Origin of the sequence: Kitasatospora sp. NBC_00458 (assembly GCF_036013975.1) — a bacterium.
Lineage (GTDB): Bacteria > Actinomycetota > Actinomycetes > Streptomycetales > Streptomycetaceae > Kitasatospora.
On the sequence record NZ_CP107904.1, the window covers coordinates 3,991,193 to 4,008,551 of the forward strand.

A 17,359-nucleotide genomic window follows, 5' to 3' on the forward strand; every position below is an offset into this window, starting at 1 on the left:
GTCCTCGGACCCCGGACGTGCCCCGGGTGCGGTCAGGCGGTGCCCGGGGACGGGTCCCCGGGACCGCTCGGGGACCCGTCGCGGGGCGGTCCCTGGTCCGGCACCCCGGCCGGGACCACCGGGGCGGAGGCCGGAGCCGGAGCCGGAGCCGGGGCAGCCGGGAACAGGGCGGCCGGAAGCGGCGCGAAGCGGTCGGCGAGCGGCAGCACGGCGAGCACCAGGAGCATCGGCGCGAGCAGCGCCCAGCGGTACGAGCTCGCGTCCGCCAGTGCGCCGACCAGCGGCGAACCGACCAGGAAACCCACGTAGTTGAAGAGGTTGAGGCGCGCCACCGCGGCGTCCGAGTCGGCCGGGAAGAGCCGCCCGCCGGCCGCGAAGACCTGCGGGATGATCGCGCAGATCCCCAGGCCGAGCACGGTGAACCCGGCGATCCCGGCCCAGGCCCCGGGCGCGGCGGCGGCCAGCGCGAAACCGAGCGCGGCCAGCGCGGCACCGGACCGGACCACCGGCACGGCGCCCCAGCGCTGCACCGCGCGGTCCCCCAGCGCCCGGCCGAGCAGCATCGCGACCATGTAGCCGAGGTAGGAGAGTTTGGCGACGTCCTCCGGACTTCCCAGGCCGTCGGTCAGGTACTTGACGCTGTAGTTGGAGACCGAGGCGTCGGCGATGTACGCGAAGGCCATCGCCAGGCAGAGCGGCAGCAGCGGGCGCCACGGGACGGCACGGGCGGCGGCCTCGGCGGCCTCGCGGACGGCGTCGCCGAGCTCGGCCGGCCCGGCGAGGCGGCTGCCGGCCAGCACGGCGAGCGGGGCGACCACCCCGGCCGCCGTGCCGAACAGCACCGGCAGGCCGAGGCCGACGTGCGCGCCGAGGCCGGCGGCGGCGGCGCCGAGGATGCCCCCCAGGCTGAAGGCCGCGTGGAAGCCGAGCATGACCGAGCGGCCGTACCGGTGCTGGAGGCCGACCCCGAGCATGTTCATGCTCGCGTCCAGCGCGCCGACCAGCAGACCGAAGGCGCCCAGCGCGAGCGCGAGTTGCCAGAGCCCGTCGCCCGCGCCCGCGGCGGCCAGGGTGACGCACACCGCCGGCTGGACGACCCTCAGCACGGCCCGCGCACCCGTCCGCCGGACCAGCCGCTCGGAGGCGATCGAGCCCACCCCGGCCAGCACCGGCACCGCGGCCAGGAACACCGGCAGCAGCGCGTCGCTCAGGCCGTACCGGTCCTGGAGCTCCGGGATGCAGGTGACCAGCAGGGCGAAGGTGACGCCCTGGAGCAGGAAGCCCGCGGCGAGCGCGGCGCGGCCGGCCCGGAGCCGCGGTGTGATCACGGCACTCTCGGAACGCACATGAACCTCGCTACCGGCCGGTACGACAGTGGTGGCGAGAGCGTAGGCCGTGACGGGCGATCGCGGGAGGGGTCGTGCAGCGGTTCCGGGGCACCGGCGGCGTCAGAGCAGGTCGGGGACCTCCGCCAGGTCGGCGATCAGGCCGGTGGCGCCGGCCGCGGTCAGCTTCGCCGGGTCGGTGAGCGCGGTGTAGCCGTACACGTCCATGCCGGCCGCGCGGGCGGCCAGCACGCCGTTGGGGCTGTCCTCCAGCACCAGGCAGGCGGCCGGGTCGACGCCGAGGGTGCGGGCGGCGTGCAGGAACAGGTCGGGCGCGGGCTTGCCGACGCCGACGTCCTGCGCGCTGAAGATCCGCTCCTCGGGGAAGTACCCGCGCAGGCCGGTGACGTCCAGCGCGGTCCGGATCCACGCGTGGTGCGCGGAGGAGGCCAGGCAGTACGGCACGGAGCGCTGCTGGAGCTCCTTCAGCAGCGTCTCCGCGCCCCGCACGGCGGCGAGTTCGGTGCCGAAGGCGTCGAACACCCGGCCGTGGAACAGATCGTCGAAGCCCTCCGGGAGCAGTGCGCCGTCGTACCGCTCGGCGATCACGTCGTGCACCCGGTGCGCGGCGGTGCCCATGAAGTCCCGGTAGGAGTCCTCGATCGTGGTGGGGAAGCCGAGTTCGGTCAGGTACTCGGCCAACAGCCGGTTGGAGAGCGGCTCGCTGTCCACGAGGACACCGTCGTTGTCGAAGATCACCAGTTCGCGGGTCATGCGTTCGAGCCTACCGGGCACCCCGCGTCGGCTACTTGCCGCCGCCGGCCAGCTCCCGGGAGCGGTCCCGGGCCGCCTCCAGGGCACCCAGCAGCGCCGCCCGCACCCCGTGGTTCTCCAGTTCGCGGATGGCCGCGATGGTGGTGCCGGCGGGCGAGGTGACCGCCTCGCGCAGCTTCACCGGGTGCTCGCCGGAGTCACGCAGCATGACCGAGGCGCCGATCGCCGACTGCACGATCAGGTCGTGCGCCACCTGCCGGGGCAGGCCGAGCAGGATGCCCGCATCGGTCATCGCCTCGACCAGGAAGTAGAAGTAGGCCGGGCCCGAGCCGGAGAGCGCGGTCGCCGCGTCCTGCTGGGACTCCGGCAGCCGCAGCGCCTTGCCGACCGAGCGGAAGATCTCCTCGGCGCGCTCCAGGTGCGCCTCGGTGGCGTGCGAGCCGCCCGAGATGACGCTCATCCCCTCGTCCACCAGGACGGGCGTGTTCGGCATCACCCGGACCACCGGGGTGCCCGCCGCGAGCCGGGCCTCGAACCAGGCGGTCGGGATGCCGGCCGCGGCCGAGATCACCAGCCGGTCCGCACCGACGTGCGGCGCCAGTTCGTCCAGCAGGGCCCCCATGTCCTGCGGCTTCACCGCCAGGATCAGGGTGTCCGCGAGCTTGGCGGCCTCGGCGTTGCCCACCACCACGACCCCGTGACGGGCCGCCAGCTCGGCGGCCCGCTCCGGTCGGCGGGCGGTCACCAGGACGTCCGCCGGGTCCTTGCCGGCCCGCAGCAGGCCGGAGAGGAGCGCCTCGCCGATCTTGCCCGTGCCGAGGAAGGCGATCTTCTGTCCGTGCTCCGTACTGCCGGCCATGGTCACTCCTTGCTTCCGGTACCGCGGCCATCCTCGCACCGCGCGGACGCCCGCGGCGGGACCGTCCACCCTGCGGAAAGCCCCGTCCGGGTGCGGCCCGGGGTCCGGGCGGGAGCGGCGCGGGAGGGACCGGCGGTCCGGCGCGGGCCGGTCCACCGGGCCGGCCCCCTAGGGCGAAACTCCGGGTTCTCCCCTATGGCCCGGGGCTGGGCGCGGGCGCACCGTGGAGGTATGGCACACGGAGAGATGTCCCGACGTGAAAACCGGCAGGTCGCCGTCGCCGCGGCGACGGTGGGCCCGTGGCGGACCGCCGCGGGAGTCGGTGCGGTGGTGGGGGCGACGGCTCTGGGGATCGACGCGATCTCCGGGGACTGGTCGCTGAGCATGCTGGCCGATCCGGCCGGCTGGGGTCTGTTCTTCTTCTTCCTGGTCGGCACGGTGGGCGGCCAGCTGCGCCGCGACACCACCGACCGGCGGCTGGCCCGGTGGGCGGCCGAGCACCCGTGGCAATCTGCGCTCCCGGCGGCCGGCGGACTGCTCCTGCTGAACACGCTGGCGCAGCTGTTCCTCGGCGACGCGGGCGTGTTCGAGGCGTTCTTCGTCTCGCTGTTCCCGGCCGGCCTGCTGCTGGCCGTCGCGGGCGTGGTCGGCTCGGTGAAGCGGGCCCGCGGCAAGGGCTGAGCGGAGCCGGGCCCGGGCGGACCGGGGGCGACGGAGCGAGGGGCGGGCCGGGCGACGGGCCGGGCGACGGGCCGGCGGGGACACCGTGGTCCGGGCCGGTCCCCCGCATCCCGGGCCCCCGTTCACCGAACGGTGTGGCCCCGATCGAACGGCTGTCACCCCCCGTCGGCATACTGGCGCGATGCCGATCGCCGAAGATCCAGAACCGCGCCCGCACGAGGGCGGGAAGCAGGACGGGCCCGCCCCGTCCGGGGAGGACGGGAAGGACCCGTTCGCCGACCTCGTCCTCGACGAGGAGTTCATCAGGGGCGCCTCCGTGAAGGAGCAGACGGGCCGCACCCGGATGCTCGCCGCCCAGTGGAAGCACACCCCGCCGGTCGACCCCGGCGGCCGCCGCTCGGTGAACGACGGACCGCGGCCCCGGAAGCGGTTCGGCCGCGGGCCGAAGCCGGTCGACGCCTGGGGCAGCTCCCGCCCGCGCCGCCGACCGGAGTGGCGGGCACCGGTGCTCGTGGTGCTCGCCGTCGTGCTGGTGCTCGCCGCGCTGAACGTCGACGGCCTGCGGTCCTGGTACTCGGACCGGTTCGGCTCCGGCACCGCCGCACCCGCGCAGCCCGTCGCCCCCGACCAGCCGACCGTCGACCACCCGTGGGCCGGGTCCCCGGCGGAGGGCTGGCCGACCGGCATCGCCGGGTTCGAGCCCAAGGAGGCCCCGACGGCCGTCGGGGTCTTCACCGCCGAGCAGGTCGCCGGCCAGGTCAAGCTGGTCAAGCAGTACCTGGCCGCGGCCAACCTCGATCCGGGGACGGTGGCCGGCGGCCGCCCCGAGGCGGCACTCGCCCTGCTCTCCCCGGACACCCTGGCCTCCGCCGAGAAGGCGCTCGCCCGGCCCTCCGCCGAGCACGACCCCACCACCTGGTTCAGCCGCTTCGACGGACGCGACGCGGTGCCGGTCGGCGACACCTACCGGCTCCAGGGCCGGATCAGCGTCGAGGGCGACGGCGAGCAGGGTGTGCTGGTGCGCACCGACTTCATCTACGTGTACCCGCTGCGTCCGGGCCCGGACGCCGCCAAGCGCGCCGCCGCGCCGAAGCCCTCGGCGCCGCCGCGTCCGTCGGACGGCCGGACGCCGCCCGCGACGGACGGTGGCGCGGTGAAGCCGGTCGGCCTGCTCACCCCCGCGGCCGACGTGGCCGGGGACACCTGGACCGCCCGGACCGTCGTGCGACGGGTGGACACCTTCCGCTTCCACGCCCCGGCCAGGTACGACGTCGAACCGGGGAAGATCTACTTCGAGCAGCGCACGTCGTCGATCGGCAACAGCGAGTGCGGCGCGTACGACGGCTACTACCACCCGCAGTTCGCCCAGTTCGCGCCGCTCGAAAGCCCCGACCAGGGCGCCACCGGCCCGGCCCGGGACCCGTACGACCAGAGCCGCGAACCGCGGTCCGACGGCTCCTGCGGGACGGTCACCCGCAGCTGACCTCCGGCGGTCGCCGCCCGCGCGGGCGTCAGCGCCTGCGCTTGGCCCGGCCCGGCGCCTTCGTGCCGGGCCGGCCGCCGCGGCCGGACTGCCGGCGCTCGTACCGGGCCAGCGCCCGCTCGTGGTCGGCCCGCCGGACGGCCTCGCCGGGCGCCTCGGTCAGGCTGCGGACGAAGTAGGCGAGCAGGGCCCCGACCCCGCCGATGATCCAGACCACGCCGAGCGACTTCTCCTCGGCCATCCAGCCGGTCAGCCGGTCCTTGCCCTCGCCGAGCACCTTCCAGGTGCGCATCGCCGAGAGCAGCGAGCAGACCGCGACGGCGGCGACCAGCAGGACGTTGAGGAAGCCGCCGTTGTCGGAGAGCCGGATGCCGTCGACGGCGAGGCGCAGCACGAAGGCGGCGGCCGCGGCGGCGAGCAGGGCGCCGACCGGCACCAGGACCCGGCGGATCCGGTAGTCGCCGCCGCGGTCGACCCAGCTGGTGCCGAACCAGCGGATCGGCTCCGGCTCGGGGGCGCCGGCGGGCGTGCGGTCGCCGGCGGGCTGGGGGGCGGGGGCGGTTTCCTCGGTCACACGGCCGATTATCACCCGGCGACCCGGAACGGCGGAGGAGCCGTCCCGGTGGGCGGGACGGCTCCTCGTGGTGCGCGGGCCGCGCGGGCGGCCCGGAGGCCGGGCCTGCGGCCTCCGGGCGGCGTCAGCCGAGCTTGCCGACGTCCCGGACGGCGCCCTTGTCGGCGGAGGTGGCCATCGCGGCGTACGCCCGCAGGGCCTGGCTGACCTTGCGCTCGCGGTTCTTCGGCCGGTAGCCGCCCGCGGCCTCCAGCTTCGCCCGGCGCTCCTGCAGCTCCTCCGGGGAGACCTCCAGGGAGATCGTCCGGCCGGGGATGTCGATGGCGATCACGTCGCCGTCCTCGACCAGGGCGATCGTGCCGCCCGACGCCGCCTCCGGGGAGGCGTGCCCGATCGACAGGCCGGAGGTGCCGCCGGAGAAGCGGCCGTCGGTGACCAGCGCGCAGGCCTTGCCGAGGCCGCGGCCCTTGAGGAACGAGGTCGGGTAGAGCATCTCCTGCATGCCCGGGCCGCCCTTGGGTCCCTCGTAGCGGATGACGACGACGTCGCCCTCCTTGATCCGCTTGGCGAGGATCGCCTCGACCGCGTCCTCCTGGGACTCGACGACCACGGCCGGACCGCTGAAGGTCCAGATCGACTCGTCGACGCCGGCCGTCTTCACGATGCAGCCGTCCTCGGCGAGGTTGCCGTACAGCACGGCGAGGCCGCCCTCGACGGAGTAGGCGTGCTCGACGCTGCGGATGCAGCCCCGAGCGGCGTCGGTGTCCAGGCTCTCCCAGCGCTCCGACTGGGAGAAGGCCTCGGAGGAGCGGACGCAGCCGGGGGCGGCGTGCCACAGCTCGACGGCCTCGTCGGACGGGGAGCCGCCGCGCACGTCCCAGGTCTTCAGCCACTCGTCGAGCGAGGCGGAGTGGACGGTGTGGACGTCCTCGTTGAGGAGACCGCCGCGGTAGAGCTCACCGAGGATGGCGGGGATGCCGCCGGCCCGGTGGACGTCCTCCATGTAGTACGAGCCGTTCGGCGCGACCTTGGAGAGGCAGGGCACCCGGCGGGAGACCGCGTCGATGGCCCGCATGTCGAAGTCCAGCTCGGCCTCCTGGGCGGCGGCGAGCAGGTGCAGGATGGTGTTGGTGGAGCCGCCCATGGCGATGTCGAGGGCCATGGCGTTCTCGAAGGCGGCGCGGGTGGCGATGGCGCGCGGCAGGAGCGAGTGGTCGTCCTGGTGGTAGTGCCGCTCGGTGATGTCGACGATGGTGCGGCCGGCCGCCTCGTAGAGGGCGCGGCGGGCGGTGTGGGTGGCGAGGACGGAGCCGTTGCCGGGCAGCGAGAGGCCGATCGCCTCGGTGAGGCAGTTCATCGAGTTGGCGGTGAACATGCCCGAGCAGGACCCGCAGGTCGGGCAGGCGTTCTCCTCGATGATCGCGATGTCCTCGTCGGACACGTTCTCGTTGACCGCCTGGGAGATGGCGTCGACCAGGTCGAGCTTGCGCACGGTGCCGTCGACCAGGGTGGCCTTGCCGGCCTCCATCGGGCCGCCGGAGACGAAGACGGTCGGGATGTCGAGGCGCAGCGCGGCCATCAGCATGCCCGGGGTGATCTTGTCGCAGTTGGAGATGCAGATCAGCGCGTCGGCGCAGTGCGCGTTGACCATGTACTCGACCGAGTCGGCGATCAGGTCGCGCGAGGGCAGCGAGTAGAGCATGCCGCCGTGGCCCATCGCGATGCCGTCGTCCACCGCGATGGTGTTGAACTCGCGCGGGATGCCGCCCGCCTGCTTGATCGCCTCGGAGACGATCCGGCCCACCGGCTGCAGGTGGGTGTGGCCGGGGACGAACTCGGTGAAGGAGTTGGCGACCGCGATGATCGGCTTGCCGAAGTCCTCGCGGGCTACGCCGGCCGCCCGGAGAAGCGCCCGGGCGCCTGCCATGTTGCGACCGTGGGTGACCGTACGGGACCTCAGCTCGGGCACTGTGCTCCACTCCTTCGGAGGCTGACTCGCGGCCCCGCTCGGTAGGAGGGTGCGGGGCCACTGTGTCCGTCGAGCCTACGCCCGCCCTCCGGGCGGCGGACGTCGCGTCCGCGATGCGGTCAGCGGGCACCGCGCCGGGCGCGGGGCGGCCGGGCACCGCCTCCGCGGTGCGGTCAGGCCGGGGTGACGGCCACCGTGAGGTCCAGCACGTACGGCTCGACGACCCAGCCGTCCGGGAACTCGGCCAGCAGCGCCTCGCGTTCGACGGCCAGCAGCGGCGCGCGCTGCTCGGGGGTGAGGGCCGCGAGGTAGGAGCGCGAGGTCAGGTCGGTGATCACGTGGTCGACGGTGACCCGGCGCTCCCAGCGCAGTGTGGCGGAGCCGACCCGCAGGTCGTGGGGGGCGAGGTGGCCGGTGATCTCGTTGACGGCGCCGTAGCCGTGGTAGGTCTCGCCCAGCGCGGCGGAGAGCCGCTCGCCCAGCGCACGCACCCACGGGACGCTGCCGTCCTTCACGTTCCACCAGGTGGCCAGGGCGCCGCCCGGCCGCAGCACCCGGATCGCCTCGGGGACCGACCGCGCGGGGTCCGTCCAGTGGAAGGCCTGCGCGTACGTGACGAAGTCCGCGGAGTCGTCGTGGAAGGGCAGCTCGTCACCGGTGCCCCGGACCAGCGGCAGGCCGGGGCTGCCGACCAGGAACCGGGCGGCCATGCCGTCACTGGGTTCGACCGCGACCACGTCCGCCCCCCGACCGGCCAGCAGCCGGGTGGCGATGCCGGTGCCGGCGCCGACGTCCAGCACCCGGGCGCCCTTCAGGCTCCGTCCGGACAGCCGCTCCAGCTCGTCGAACAGCTCGTCCGGGTAGGACGGCCGCGCGCGGTCGTACTCGGCCGCCACCCCGCCGAAGGAGGCGGCGAGCTCCCGGACGTTCTTCCTGACCGTCATGTCTCCCCCTGTGCAAGGCCGTTCGTGTGCTCAGCGTACGCGCGCAGGGGTGGCCAGGTGCAAGCGGGTGAAGGCCAGCGCCTCGGCGAGATCGGCCTCCCGTTCGGCGGGCGACGCCGACCGCCGGGTGTTGACCTCCAGCACCACGTGACCGTCGAAGCCCGTCCGGGCGAGGTGTTCGAGCAGCTCGGCGCAGGGCTGCTTGCCCCGGCCCGGGATCAGGTGCTCGTCCTTGCCGGAGCCGGAGCCGTCGGCGAGGTGGATGTGGGCGAGCCGGTCGCCCATCCGCTCGACCATGGCGAGCGCGTCGATCCGGGAGGTGGCGGCGTGCGACAGGTCGATGGTGAAGTGCCGGTACTCCTCCTCCGTGACGTCCCAGCCCGGCGCGTACGCCAGCATCTCCCGGTCGCGGTAGCGCCACGGGTACATGTTCTCGACGGCGAACCGGACGTCCGTCTCCCCCGCCATCCGGTCGATGCCCTCGACGAACTCCCGCGCGTACTGCCGCTGCCAACGGAACGGCGGGTGGACGACGACCGCGCTCGCGCCGAGCTTCTCGGCGGCCGCACGGGCCCGGACCAGCTTGGTCCACGGGTCCGTGGTCCAGACCCGCTGGGTGATCAGCAGGCACGGCGCGTGCACGGCGAGGATCGGCATGCCGTGGGCGTCGGAGAGCCGGCGCAGCGCCTCGATGTCCTGGCTGACCGGGTCGTTCCAGACCATCACCTCGACACCGTCGTAGCCCAGCTTCGCGGCCAGCTCGAAGCCGACGGCGGTGTTCGCCGGGTAGACCGAGGCGGTGGAGAGGGCGACCTTGGTGTCCGGGATGTGCAGGGTCGGGTGCGGGGGCAGCACCAGGCGGTCGGTGGTGCGCAGCAGCGGCGGGCGGGCGGCGGCCTGGCGGGCGGCCTTGACCGACTTCACCGACTGGACGGCGGCCTTGGCGGCGCCGGCGGCCCGGGCGGTGCGGGTGCCGCGGGCGGGCCCGGGGGTGGGGGTGGGGGTGGTGCGGGCGCGCCGGGTGCCCTTCCCCGCTCGCACGCCCCCGGTGTCCTTCGACTCCTCCGACTCCTTCGAGTCCGGCGTGCTCTTCGCCGCGTTCGAGGCCTCGGCGGTGTCCGCGGCCTGCGCGGCGGGCCCCGGCGCGGCCGTTCCGGCGGTCCGGCCCGTCGTCCGGCCCGCCTTCTGCCGGGTGGTCGCGCGGGCGGCGGGCTCGGCCCCGAGCCTGGCCGCCGTCGGCGCGGCGGGCCCGGTCGCGGACTCGGACTCGGACTCGGCGACTGGGTGCTGGGCGGCCACGGTCTCGGCACCGGACTCGGCCGTCTGACGGGGGGACCGCCTGGCCGTCCTGCCCGCGGTCTGCTTCGCGGCCTTCCGGGCCGCCTTCTCGGCGACCCCGCCGGCGGCCTCCTTGGCCGCCCGGACGCCCTTCACCGCCTTGCCCGGCTTGCGGGTGCGGGCGGGGGCCCCGGGGTTCCCGGCGCTGCCCCGGTCCGCCGGAGTGTCCGCGGCCGGGGTGTCCGCGGCGGCCGTGCCCGCGGGGTCCGCGGCGGCGTCCGGCCCGTCCGGCCCGGAGCCGGACCGGCGGCGGGCGCGGCGCGGGGCGTCCGGCCGCGACTGCCCGTCCTCGGGAGCGCGGCCCTCCCGCGTACCGTCCTCGTCCGCTGGTTGCGCCACGGGAGACAGCGTAAGCGGACCGCGCCCGGAACGGGGAGCCGGTCGGCGGGCGCGCGGGCGGGCCGCGCGCCGGGCCGTCCGGGCGGGGTAACCGGACGCCGGGGGCGAGGACGGCCCGTCAGGGGGTGAGGGCGGGCCGACGGCGGTCGGCGGAGCCGTCCATGGCGTCCAGGCGGCGCAGGATGATCCCCTCCCGCAGGGCCCAGGGACAGACGTCCAGCTCCTCCAGGCCGAACAGGTCCATCGCGGCGTCCGCCACCAGCGCACCGGCCAGCAGCTGCTTGGCGCGCCCCTCGGAGACCCCCGGGATCTGCGCCCGTTCGGCGGCGGTCATCGCGGAGAGCCGGGGCAGCCAGGCGGAGAGGTTGCTGCGGGTGAGCCGGCGGTCGGCGTACGGGCCGGCGTCGGCCGGAGCGGCGCCGGTCATCCGGGCGAGCTGCTTGAAGGTCTTCGAGGTGGCGACGGCGTGGTCGGGGGGCCCGAGCCGGGAGATCTCGCCGACGACGGTCGCGATCTCGGCCCGGATGTGGCGTCTGAGCCCGCGCAGCTCCTCGGGGTCGGCGACGTCGCCGGGCAGCCAGCGGCCGGTCAGCCGGCCGGCGCCGAGCGGCAGCGAACAGGCCACGTCGGGCTGCTCGTCCAGGCCGCAGGCGATCTCCAGCGAGCCGCCGCCGATGTCGAGGTTGAGCAGTCGGCCGGAGGACCAGCCGAACCAGCGCCGGACGGCCAGGAAGGTGAGCCGGGCCTCGTCCTGGCCGGAGAGCACCCGCAGCTCGACGCCGGTCTCCTCGGCGACCCGGCGCAGCACCTCCTCGCCGTTGACGGCCTCGCGGACGGCGGAGGTGGCGAACGGCAGTATGTCGACGACGCCCTTGTCCTCGGCGACCCGCAGCGAGGAGGCGACCATGCCGATCAGCTTGTCCACGCCGGGTTCGCTGATCGCGCCCTGCTCGTCGAGGAGTTCGGCGAGCCGCAGCTCGGCCTTGTGGGAGTAGGCGGGCAGCGGGGCGGCGCCCGGATGGGCGTCCACCACGAGGAAGTGGACCGTGTTGGAACCTACGTCGAGAACACCGAGTCGCATAACGCTCCACGCTACGCGATCCGGGGGTCGAGGAGACCGGTCGCGTCGGTATTCGTGCTGGTCCGACGGGTGCCGGTCGGCAACGGTGCAGGTCGGCGGTGATCGGCGGTACAGCGGCGGTGCAGCGGCGGTGCAGGTCGGCGGTGATCGGCGGCCGCGCAGCGGCACGGCGGGGCGGCCGCTCAGCCGGTGGGCTCCGCCCGGCCGCCCGCCCGGCCGCCCGCGCGGCAGTCGGCGTCGGCCCAGCTCCGAGCCCGGCCGGCGGCGTCCGTGATCAGCCCGTCGGCGCCCCGCCCCGCCATCAGCCGCCAGGACTCCTCGTCGTCCAGGACCCAGACGTACACCTCGCGTCCGCGCCGGTGCTCGGCGGCGATCCGGTCGGCGGTGGCCAGCGTGCGGTCCAGGGCGATGCCGCGCAGCGGCAGGCCCGCCGGGTCCTCGGCCATCCCGGCGCCCTGGACCAGCACCACCGGGAGCCCGGGCGCGACGGCGTGCGCCTGCCGCAGGTGCTCGACGGAGAAGGAGTACAGGCGGACCGGGGCGCCGCTGCCGGCCGCCAGCCGGGCGATCCGCTCGACGTCCTCGGCCCGCTGCCACTTGATCTCCATCAGCAGCGTGACGCCGCTGCCGGAGAGCCTCCGGAGCAGGTCCTCCAGGGTGGGCACCGGCTCGGCCCGGCCGGGGCCGACGGTCACCCGCAGCCCCGCGACCCGAGCGGCGGTCAGCTCGGCGACCGCCCCCCTGCCGTCGGTGGTCCGGTCCACCGTGGCATCGTGCATGAGCACCGGCACGCCGTCCCGCGTGGTCCGGACGTCGGTCTCCAGCCAGTCGGCGCCCTGGCGGAGGGCCGTCTCGAAGGCGGCCATGGTGTTCTCGGCGGCGTCGAGCGGTGCGCCCCGGTGGCCGATCACCAGCGGTGCGCCGCAGCCGGTCCGGACGGCGGCCGGCCGGGCCCGCGGGCCGGTGCCGGGGGCGCCGGTGGAAGCGGTGGCCGCGGTGGGAGCGGTGGCCGCGGGTGCGTCGAGGGTGCGGCCCGGGACGGCGCCGACGAGCAGGGCGAGGGCCGGGAGGGCGGCGAAGGCGGCGAGGACGGCGCGGGAGGCCGTCCGGGCGGGGCGGGGCGGGGTGGTCACTGCGCACTGGCGCTGCGGATCTGCCGACACGGAGTCAGCATGCCAAAACTCCGCCGTGCGCACGCACACCGGCGGGCGGGCCACGTGCGCGGTCCCCCGGCCCGTACGGCGGGTCGGGGCCGGTCCCGTCCGGCCACCGGCCGGTGAAATCGCCGTAAAGCCCCCGGCCACGGGCGGTTCGGAGCTCCGGGAAGGCTCTACCCTTGCCGGGTGGCAGCAGCAGAGACGTCCAAGAAGAAGACCAAGCCCAAGGCCGGCGGTCCGACCACCGTCGACCTCGCGATGCCGACCCTCCGCTCCGAAGCCGGCCCCGACGCGGGCACCGACCCCGGTGCCCGGCTCCGCCCGGAGGTGGGGCTGGACTTCCCGCGCGCCTGGGTCGAGTTCGCCGACCCGGACGACGAGGAGCAGGTCTTCCGCTGCGACCTGACCTGGCTGACCTCGCGCTGGTCGTGCATCTTCGGCAAGGGCTGCCAGGGCATCCGCGAGGGCCGCGGCGAGTCCGACGGCTGCTGCACCCTGGGCGCGCACTACTCGGACAAGGACGACGAGAAGCGCGTCGCCGGCCACGCCGCCCGGCTCACCCCGGAGATCTGGGAGAACTTCGAGCACGGCACCGACGCCAAGGGCCGGATCAGGCTCGACGGCGGCATCACCATGTTCGACGAGGACGGCGACCGGCAGACCCGCCGGATCAACGGCGCCTGCCTCTTCCTCAACGGCCCCGGCTTCGCCGGCGGCGCCGGCTGCGCGCTGCACACCCTGGCGCTCAAGGAGGGCCGCGAGCCGCTGGAGACCAAGCCGGACGTCTGCTGGCAGCTGCCGGTCCGCCGCACCTACGACTGGATCGACCGCCCGGACGACACCCGCTACCTCCAGGTCACCATCGGCGAGTACGACCGGCGCGGCTGGGGCCCGGGCGGCCACGACCTGCACTGGTGGTGCACCGGCAGCCCCGACGCGCACCAGGGCCCCGACCCGGTGTACGTCAGCTACCGCCCCGAGCTGACCGAGCTGATGGGCCCGGCCGGGTACGAGGTGCTGGCCGGGCTCTGCGAGCAGCGGATCGCGACCAAGGGCGACCGCAAGGTGGCCCCGCACCCGGCCGACCCGGCGAAGAAGACGAAGAAGTAGCACCCCGGGGCCGGGCCGTCGGACTGCCGGGCGGTCGGACCGGGCCGTCCGACCGGGCCCGGCGGCCGCCGCGGGCCCCGGACCGGGGCCCGTCCGGCTACTTGTCGATGTCGCCGACCACGAAGAACATCGACCCCAGGATCGCCACCATGTCCGCGACCAGCGTCCCCGGCAGCAGTTCCGTCAGCGCCTGGATGTTGTTGAACGACGCCGAGCGCAGCTTCAGCCGCCACGGCGTCTTGTCGCCGCGCGACACGAGGTAGTAGCCGTTGACGCCGAGCGGGTTCTCCGTCCAGGCGTAGGTGCTGCCCTCCGGGGCCTTGAGCACCTTGGGCAGCCGCAGGTTGACCGGGCCGGGGGCCAGCAGGGCCAGCTTGTCGAGGCAGGCGTCGGCGAGGTCCAGCGCGTTGACGGTCTGCTCCAGCAGGCACTCGAAGCGGGCCAGGCAGTCGCCCTCCTCGCGGGTGACCACGGTCAGCACCTGCCGCAGCTCCTCGGAGCCGTACGCGAGGTAGGGCTCGTCGCGGCGCAGGTCGAAGTCGAGGCCGCTGGCGCGGGCGATCGGCCCGCTGACGCCGTACGCCTCGGCCTGGGCCCTGGTGAGCACGCCGACGCCGGCGGTGCGGGCGCGGAAGATCTCGTTGCCCAGCACCAGGTCCTCGAAGACCGGCAGCTGGGAGCGGACGGTGGCGACGGCGGCCCGGACCCGGCCGAGCCAGCCGGCCGGCAGGTCCTCCTTGAGTCCGCCGACCCGGTTGAACATGTAGTGCATGCGCCCGCCGGAGGCCTCCTCCAGCACGTGCTGGAGGTCCTCGCGGCCGGTGAAGGCGTGGAAGATCGGGGTGATGCCGCCGAGCTCCAGCGGGTAGGACCCGAGGAACATCAGGTGGTTGAGGACCCGGTTGAGCTCGGCGAGCAGGGTGCGGATCCAGACCGCGCGCTCGGGCACCTCCATGCCGAGCATCCGCTCGACGCCGAGCACCACGCCCAGTTCGTTGGCGAAGGCGGAGAGCCAGTCGTGCCGGTTGGCCAGCATGATGATCTGCCGGTAGTCCCGGGCCTCGAAGAGCTTCTCCGCGCCCCGGTGCATGTAGCCGATGACCGGCTCGGCGGTGACGATCCGCTCGCCGTCCAGCACCAGCTTCAGGCGCAGCACACCGTGGGTCGCGGGGTGCTGCGGGCCGATGTTGAGCACCATGTCGGTGCTGCCCGCCCCGCCCGTGAAGTTCTCGGCGCCCGCCCCGATGCCGACCGTGGTCTCCCTCATGGGGTCAGAGTCTGCCATCCCGGCAGCGGCTCCAGGCTCCGCGGTACCGGCATGCGGACGGTCTGCGAGAGCCACCCGAACCCGCCGAGGCCGGCCGGGTCGGTCAGCTCGGCGCCCTCGCCCGCACCGCCGAGCGCCCTCAGGTAGGCGACCGGGTCGGTGGAGGCCAGCGCCAGCGCGGGCCGGGCGCCGCTGACGCCGAGCGCCCGGAGCGCGTCGCGCTGCGTCGTCCACAGGCTGTGGAGACCGGGCACGGCGGCCGCGTCCAGCGCGACGTGCGCGGTGACGTCGCAGGAGCCGTCCGGCACCGGGGGCACCTCGCGACCGGCCCGGAAGCCGGTTCGGGTGGCGAGCGGGGGACGGCGCCCGGCGGTGTGCGCGTAGTCGACGGCGACGGCCAGCCCGCGGTCCAGCCCGGCCACCGCGTGCGCCCAGGCCGCGTCCCGCGGGCCGCCGAACTCCACGACGTCCCCGGGGCGTTCCGCGGGCCACCAGCGGGCGGCCCAGGCGGCGTCCGCGGCGGAGACCGGCTCGCCGAGGCGTTCCGCGCCGGTCGAGGTCTCCACCTCGACGTAGCGGAGCACCCCGTCCCCGTCGGCCTCGCCGGTGTCCAGCGGCACGTTGTCGAGCCACTCGTTGGCGAACAGCAGTCCGGTGACGCCGCGCGGCACCCGGTCCGTCCACACGACGTCCGCCCACGCCCGCTCCGTCCACAGGCCTGTGGACGGAGCGGCGGCCGGGCGGTCGGCGAGCTCCACCGCGTACGGGCGCAGCCGGTCACGGACCGCGTCCGGCCCGGAGTCCGGCAGGGCGGCCAGGACGCCCGCGAGCAGTTCGCCCCGCCCGGCCCCGACGTCCACCAGGGCCAGCTCCTCCGGACGGCCGAGGGCCGCGTCGACCTCCAGGAGCAGCCGGGCCACCGCCCGGGCGAACAGCGGCGAGGCGTGCACCGAGGTGCGGAAGTGCCCGGCGGGGCCCTCCGGCCTGCGGTAGAACCCGCCGTCGGGGTCGTACAGGGCCCGTTCCATCGCGGTCGCCCACCGCATCCAGCTCATGCGCCGGGACGCTACACCCGGCCGGCGCCCTCCCGGCCGGGTACGGCATCGGCACTGCGGGCTCTCCGACCTAGGGAGTAGGAGGGATCGCCCTCCCGGCGGACCTGGACACACTCCGCGACTGCCTACGCTTGAGTCGTGCATCGACTCAACGCCTGGCTCCGCCGTCACCCCATGGTGGTCGACTCCGCCTGGGCCGCGTTGGTGCTCTTCCTCGGGATCCTGCCGGAGAACGGGAGCGGCAACGACGACTGGCGGTTCGGCGTCCACTTCGCGATCGCCGTCGTCCTGCCGCTGCTGATGGTGGTCCGCCGCCGCTGGCCCGACGCCACGGTGACCGCAGCCGCCGCGATCGGCGTGACCCAGGTGGCACTCGGCGTCAACCCGGCGATCTCCAGCATCTCCTACCTGGTGTTCGCCTACACGGGTGCCGCGTTCGGCCGGCCCTGGACGTCCCGGCTGGCCCTGACCGCGGGGCTGCTGGCCGGCCCGCTGGTGTTCTGGGAGATGGCACCGAAGCAGACCACCGTCGACGACCTCGGCGAGGTCCAGCACGAGTCCTACTCGGTCCCCGCCTCGCTGTTCATCGCGGCGCTGATGACGACCCCCTTCATCCTCTGCTGGGCGTGGGGCCGGCTGACCCGGGTGCGGCGCGCCTACCTCGTCGAGCTGGAGGACCGCGCGGCCCGGCTGGAGCGCGAACGCGACGCCCAGGCCAAGGTGGCGGTGGCCGCCGAGCGCGCCCGGATCGCCCGCGAGCTGCACGACGTGGTCGCGCACAACGTCTCGGTGATGATCGTGCAGGCCGACGGCGCCGCCTACGTGCTCGACAACTCGCCGCAGCAGGCCAAGGAGGCGCTGGGGACGATCGCCTCCACCGGCCGCCAGGCGCTGGTCGAGATGCGCCGGCTGCTGGGCGTGCTGCGCACCGCCGACACCAAGGCCGAGGAGTACGTGCCGCAGCCGGGCGTCGAGGAGCTGCCGGACCTGCTGGACCAGTGCCGCACGGCCGGGCTCCAGGTGGACTTCGCCACCTCGGGCTCGCCGCGCGAGCTGCCCCGGGGCGTGGAGCTGACGGTCTACCGGATCGTCCAGGAGGCGCTGACCAACGTCCGCAAGCACGGCGGCCCGGACGTGCACGCCCGGGTCGCGGTCGACTTCGGCGAGCGCGAGCTGGCCGTGCTGGTCGAGGACGACGGCCGCGGCTCCACCGACGAGCAGCTGGCCGCCGGCGGCACCGACGGCCAGGGCCACGGGCTGATCGGCATGCGCGAGCGGGTCGGTATGGTCAGCGGCAGCCTCGACATCGGGCCCCGCCCCGGCGGCGGCTTCCGGATCCGCGCCGTCCTCCCGCTCAAGGCGGCCCACTAGCCGCTGCCCCGGCCACGACCCGGCCTCCCCGT

Annotated in this window: 15 protein-coding genes; 4 read left to right on the forward strand and 11 right to left on the reverse strand. The window is 75.1% G+C overall.

Features of this window, described 5'->3' with window-relative positions; genetic code table 11:
- Positions 1 to 32: 32 nt before the first annotated feature.
- From OG550_RS16275 to proC, 3 genes are all read right to left on the reverse strand, one after another.
- Positions 33 to 1,346, reverse strand: a complete 1,314-nt coding sequence (locus tag OG550_RS16275) for an MFS transporter (protein ID WP_327678175.1) — start codon at positions 1,344 to 1,346, stop codon at positions 33 to 35.
- Between the two features lie 102 nt (positions 1,347 to 1,448).
- Positions 1,449 to 2,099, reverse strand: coding sequence for an HAD family hydrolase (locus OG550_RS16280; protein ID WP_327678177.1), 651 nt, complete (start codon positions 2,097 to 2,099; stop codon positions 1,449 to 1,451).
- Positions 2,100 to 2,130: 31 nt separating this feature from the next.
- A complete protein-coding gene (gene proC / locus OG550_RS16285) occupies positions 2,131 to 2,958 on the reverse strand; it encodes a pyrroline-5-carboxylate reductase (protein ID WP_327678179.1) in 828 nt (275 codons plus the stop codon).
- A gap of 246 nt (positions 2,959 to 3,204) precedes the next feature.
- Here proC and OG550_RS16290 point away from each other — a divergent pair, with 246 nt between their 5' ends.
- Entirely contained in the window at positions 3,205 to 3,639 is a 435-nt protein-coding gene (locus OG550_RS16290) for a hypothetical protein (protein ID WP_327678181.1), read from the forward strand.
- Between the two features lie 181 nt (positions 3,640 to 3,820).
- A complete protein-coding gene (locus OG550_RS16295; protein WP_327678183.1) occupies positions 3,821 to 5,122 on the forward strand; it encodes an SCO2583/SCO2584 N-terminal domain-containing protein in 1,302 nt (433 codons plus the stop codon).
- Between the two features lie 28 nt (positions 5,123 to 5,150).
- On the opposite strand, the gene OG550_RS16300 is transcribed toward OG550_RS16295, so the two are convergent.
- From OG550_RS16300 to OG550_RS16325, 6 genes are all read right to left on the reverse strand, one after another.
- Entirely contained in the window at positions 5,151 to 5,696 is a 546-nt protein-coding gene (locus OG550_RS16300) for a hypothetical protein (RefSeq protein WP_327678185.1), read from the reverse strand.
- A gap of 124 nt (positions 5,697 to 5,820) precedes the next feature.
- On the reverse strand, positions 5,821 to 7,665 hold the full coding sequence (gene ilvD / locus OG550_RS16305; RefSeq protein WP_327678187.1) for a dihydroxy-acid dehydratase: 1,845 nt from the start codon (positions 7,663 to 7,665) through the stop codon (positions 5,821 to 5,823).
- A gap of 173 nt (positions 7,666 to 7,838) precedes the next feature.
- Complete coding sequence (locus OG550_RS16310; protein WP_327678188.1) at positions 7,839 to 8,609, reverse strand: class I SAM-dependent methyltransferase; 771 nt, start codon at positions 8,607 to 8,609, stop codon at positions 7,839 to 7,841.
- 30 nt (positions 8,610 to 8,639) lie between these two features.
- On the reverse strand, positions 8,640 to 9,467 hold the full coding sequence (locus OG550_RS16315; RefSeq protein ID WP_442906155.1) for a sugar phosphate isomerase/epimerase family protein: 828 nt from the start codon (positions 9,465 to 9,467) through the stop codon (positions 8,640 to 8,642).
- A 937-nt stretch (positions 9,468 to 10,404) separates the two neighbouring features.
- Positions 10,405 to 11,367, reverse strand: a complete 963-nt coding sequence (locus OG550_RS16320) for a Ppx/GppA phosphatase family protein (protein WP_327678190.1) — start codon at positions 11,365 to 11,367, stop codon at positions 10,405 to 10,407.
- Positions 11,368 to 11,549: 182 nt separating this feature from the next.
- On the reverse strand, positions 11,550 to 12,530 hold the full coding sequence (locus tag OG550_RS16325; RefSeq protein ID WP_327678192.1) for a glycerophosphodiester phosphodiesterase: 981 nt from the start codon (positions 12,528 to 12,530) through the stop codon (positions 11,550 to 11,552).
- A gap of 180 nt (positions 12,531 to 12,710) precedes the next feature.
- Between OG550_RS16325 and OG550_RS16330 the strand changes: the two genes are divergently transcribed.
- A complete protein-coding gene (locus OG550_RS16330; protein WP_327678194.1) occupies positions 12,711 to 13,634 on the forward strand; it encodes a hypothetical protein in 924 nt (307 codons plus the stop codon).
- A gap of 97 nt (positions 13,635 to 13,731) precedes the next feature.
- On the opposite strand, the gene OG550_RS16335 is transcribed toward OG550_RS16330, so the two are convergent.
- Together OG550_RS16335 and OG550_RS16340 are read right to left on the reverse strand one after the other, a co-directional pair.
- On the reverse strand, positions 13,732 to 14,901 hold the full coding sequence (locus OG550_RS16335; RefSeq protein ID WP_327678195.1) for an NADH-quinone oxidoreductase subunit D: 1,170 nt from the start codon (positions 14,899 to 14,901) through the stop codon (positions 13,732 to 13,734).
- A complete protein-coding gene (locus OG550_RS16340) occupies positions 14,898 to 15,956 on the reverse strand; it encodes an SAM-dependent methyltransferase (RefSeq protein ID WP_327678196.1) in 1,059 nt (352 codons plus the stop codon). The genes OG550_RS16335 and OG550_RS16340 overlap by 4 nt, the downstream gene beginning before the upstream one ends.
- 138 nt (positions 15,957 to 16,094) lie before the next feature.
- Between OG550_RS16340 and OG550_RS16345 the strand changes: the two genes are divergently transcribed.
- Complete coding sequence (locus OG550_RS16345) at positions 16,095 to 17,327, forward strand: sensor histidine kinase (RefSeq protein ID WP_327678198.1); 1,233 nt, start codon at positions 16,095 to 16,097, stop codon at positions 17,325 to 17,327.
- The last annotated feature ends 32 nt before the right edge of the window (positions 17,328 to 17,359 follow it).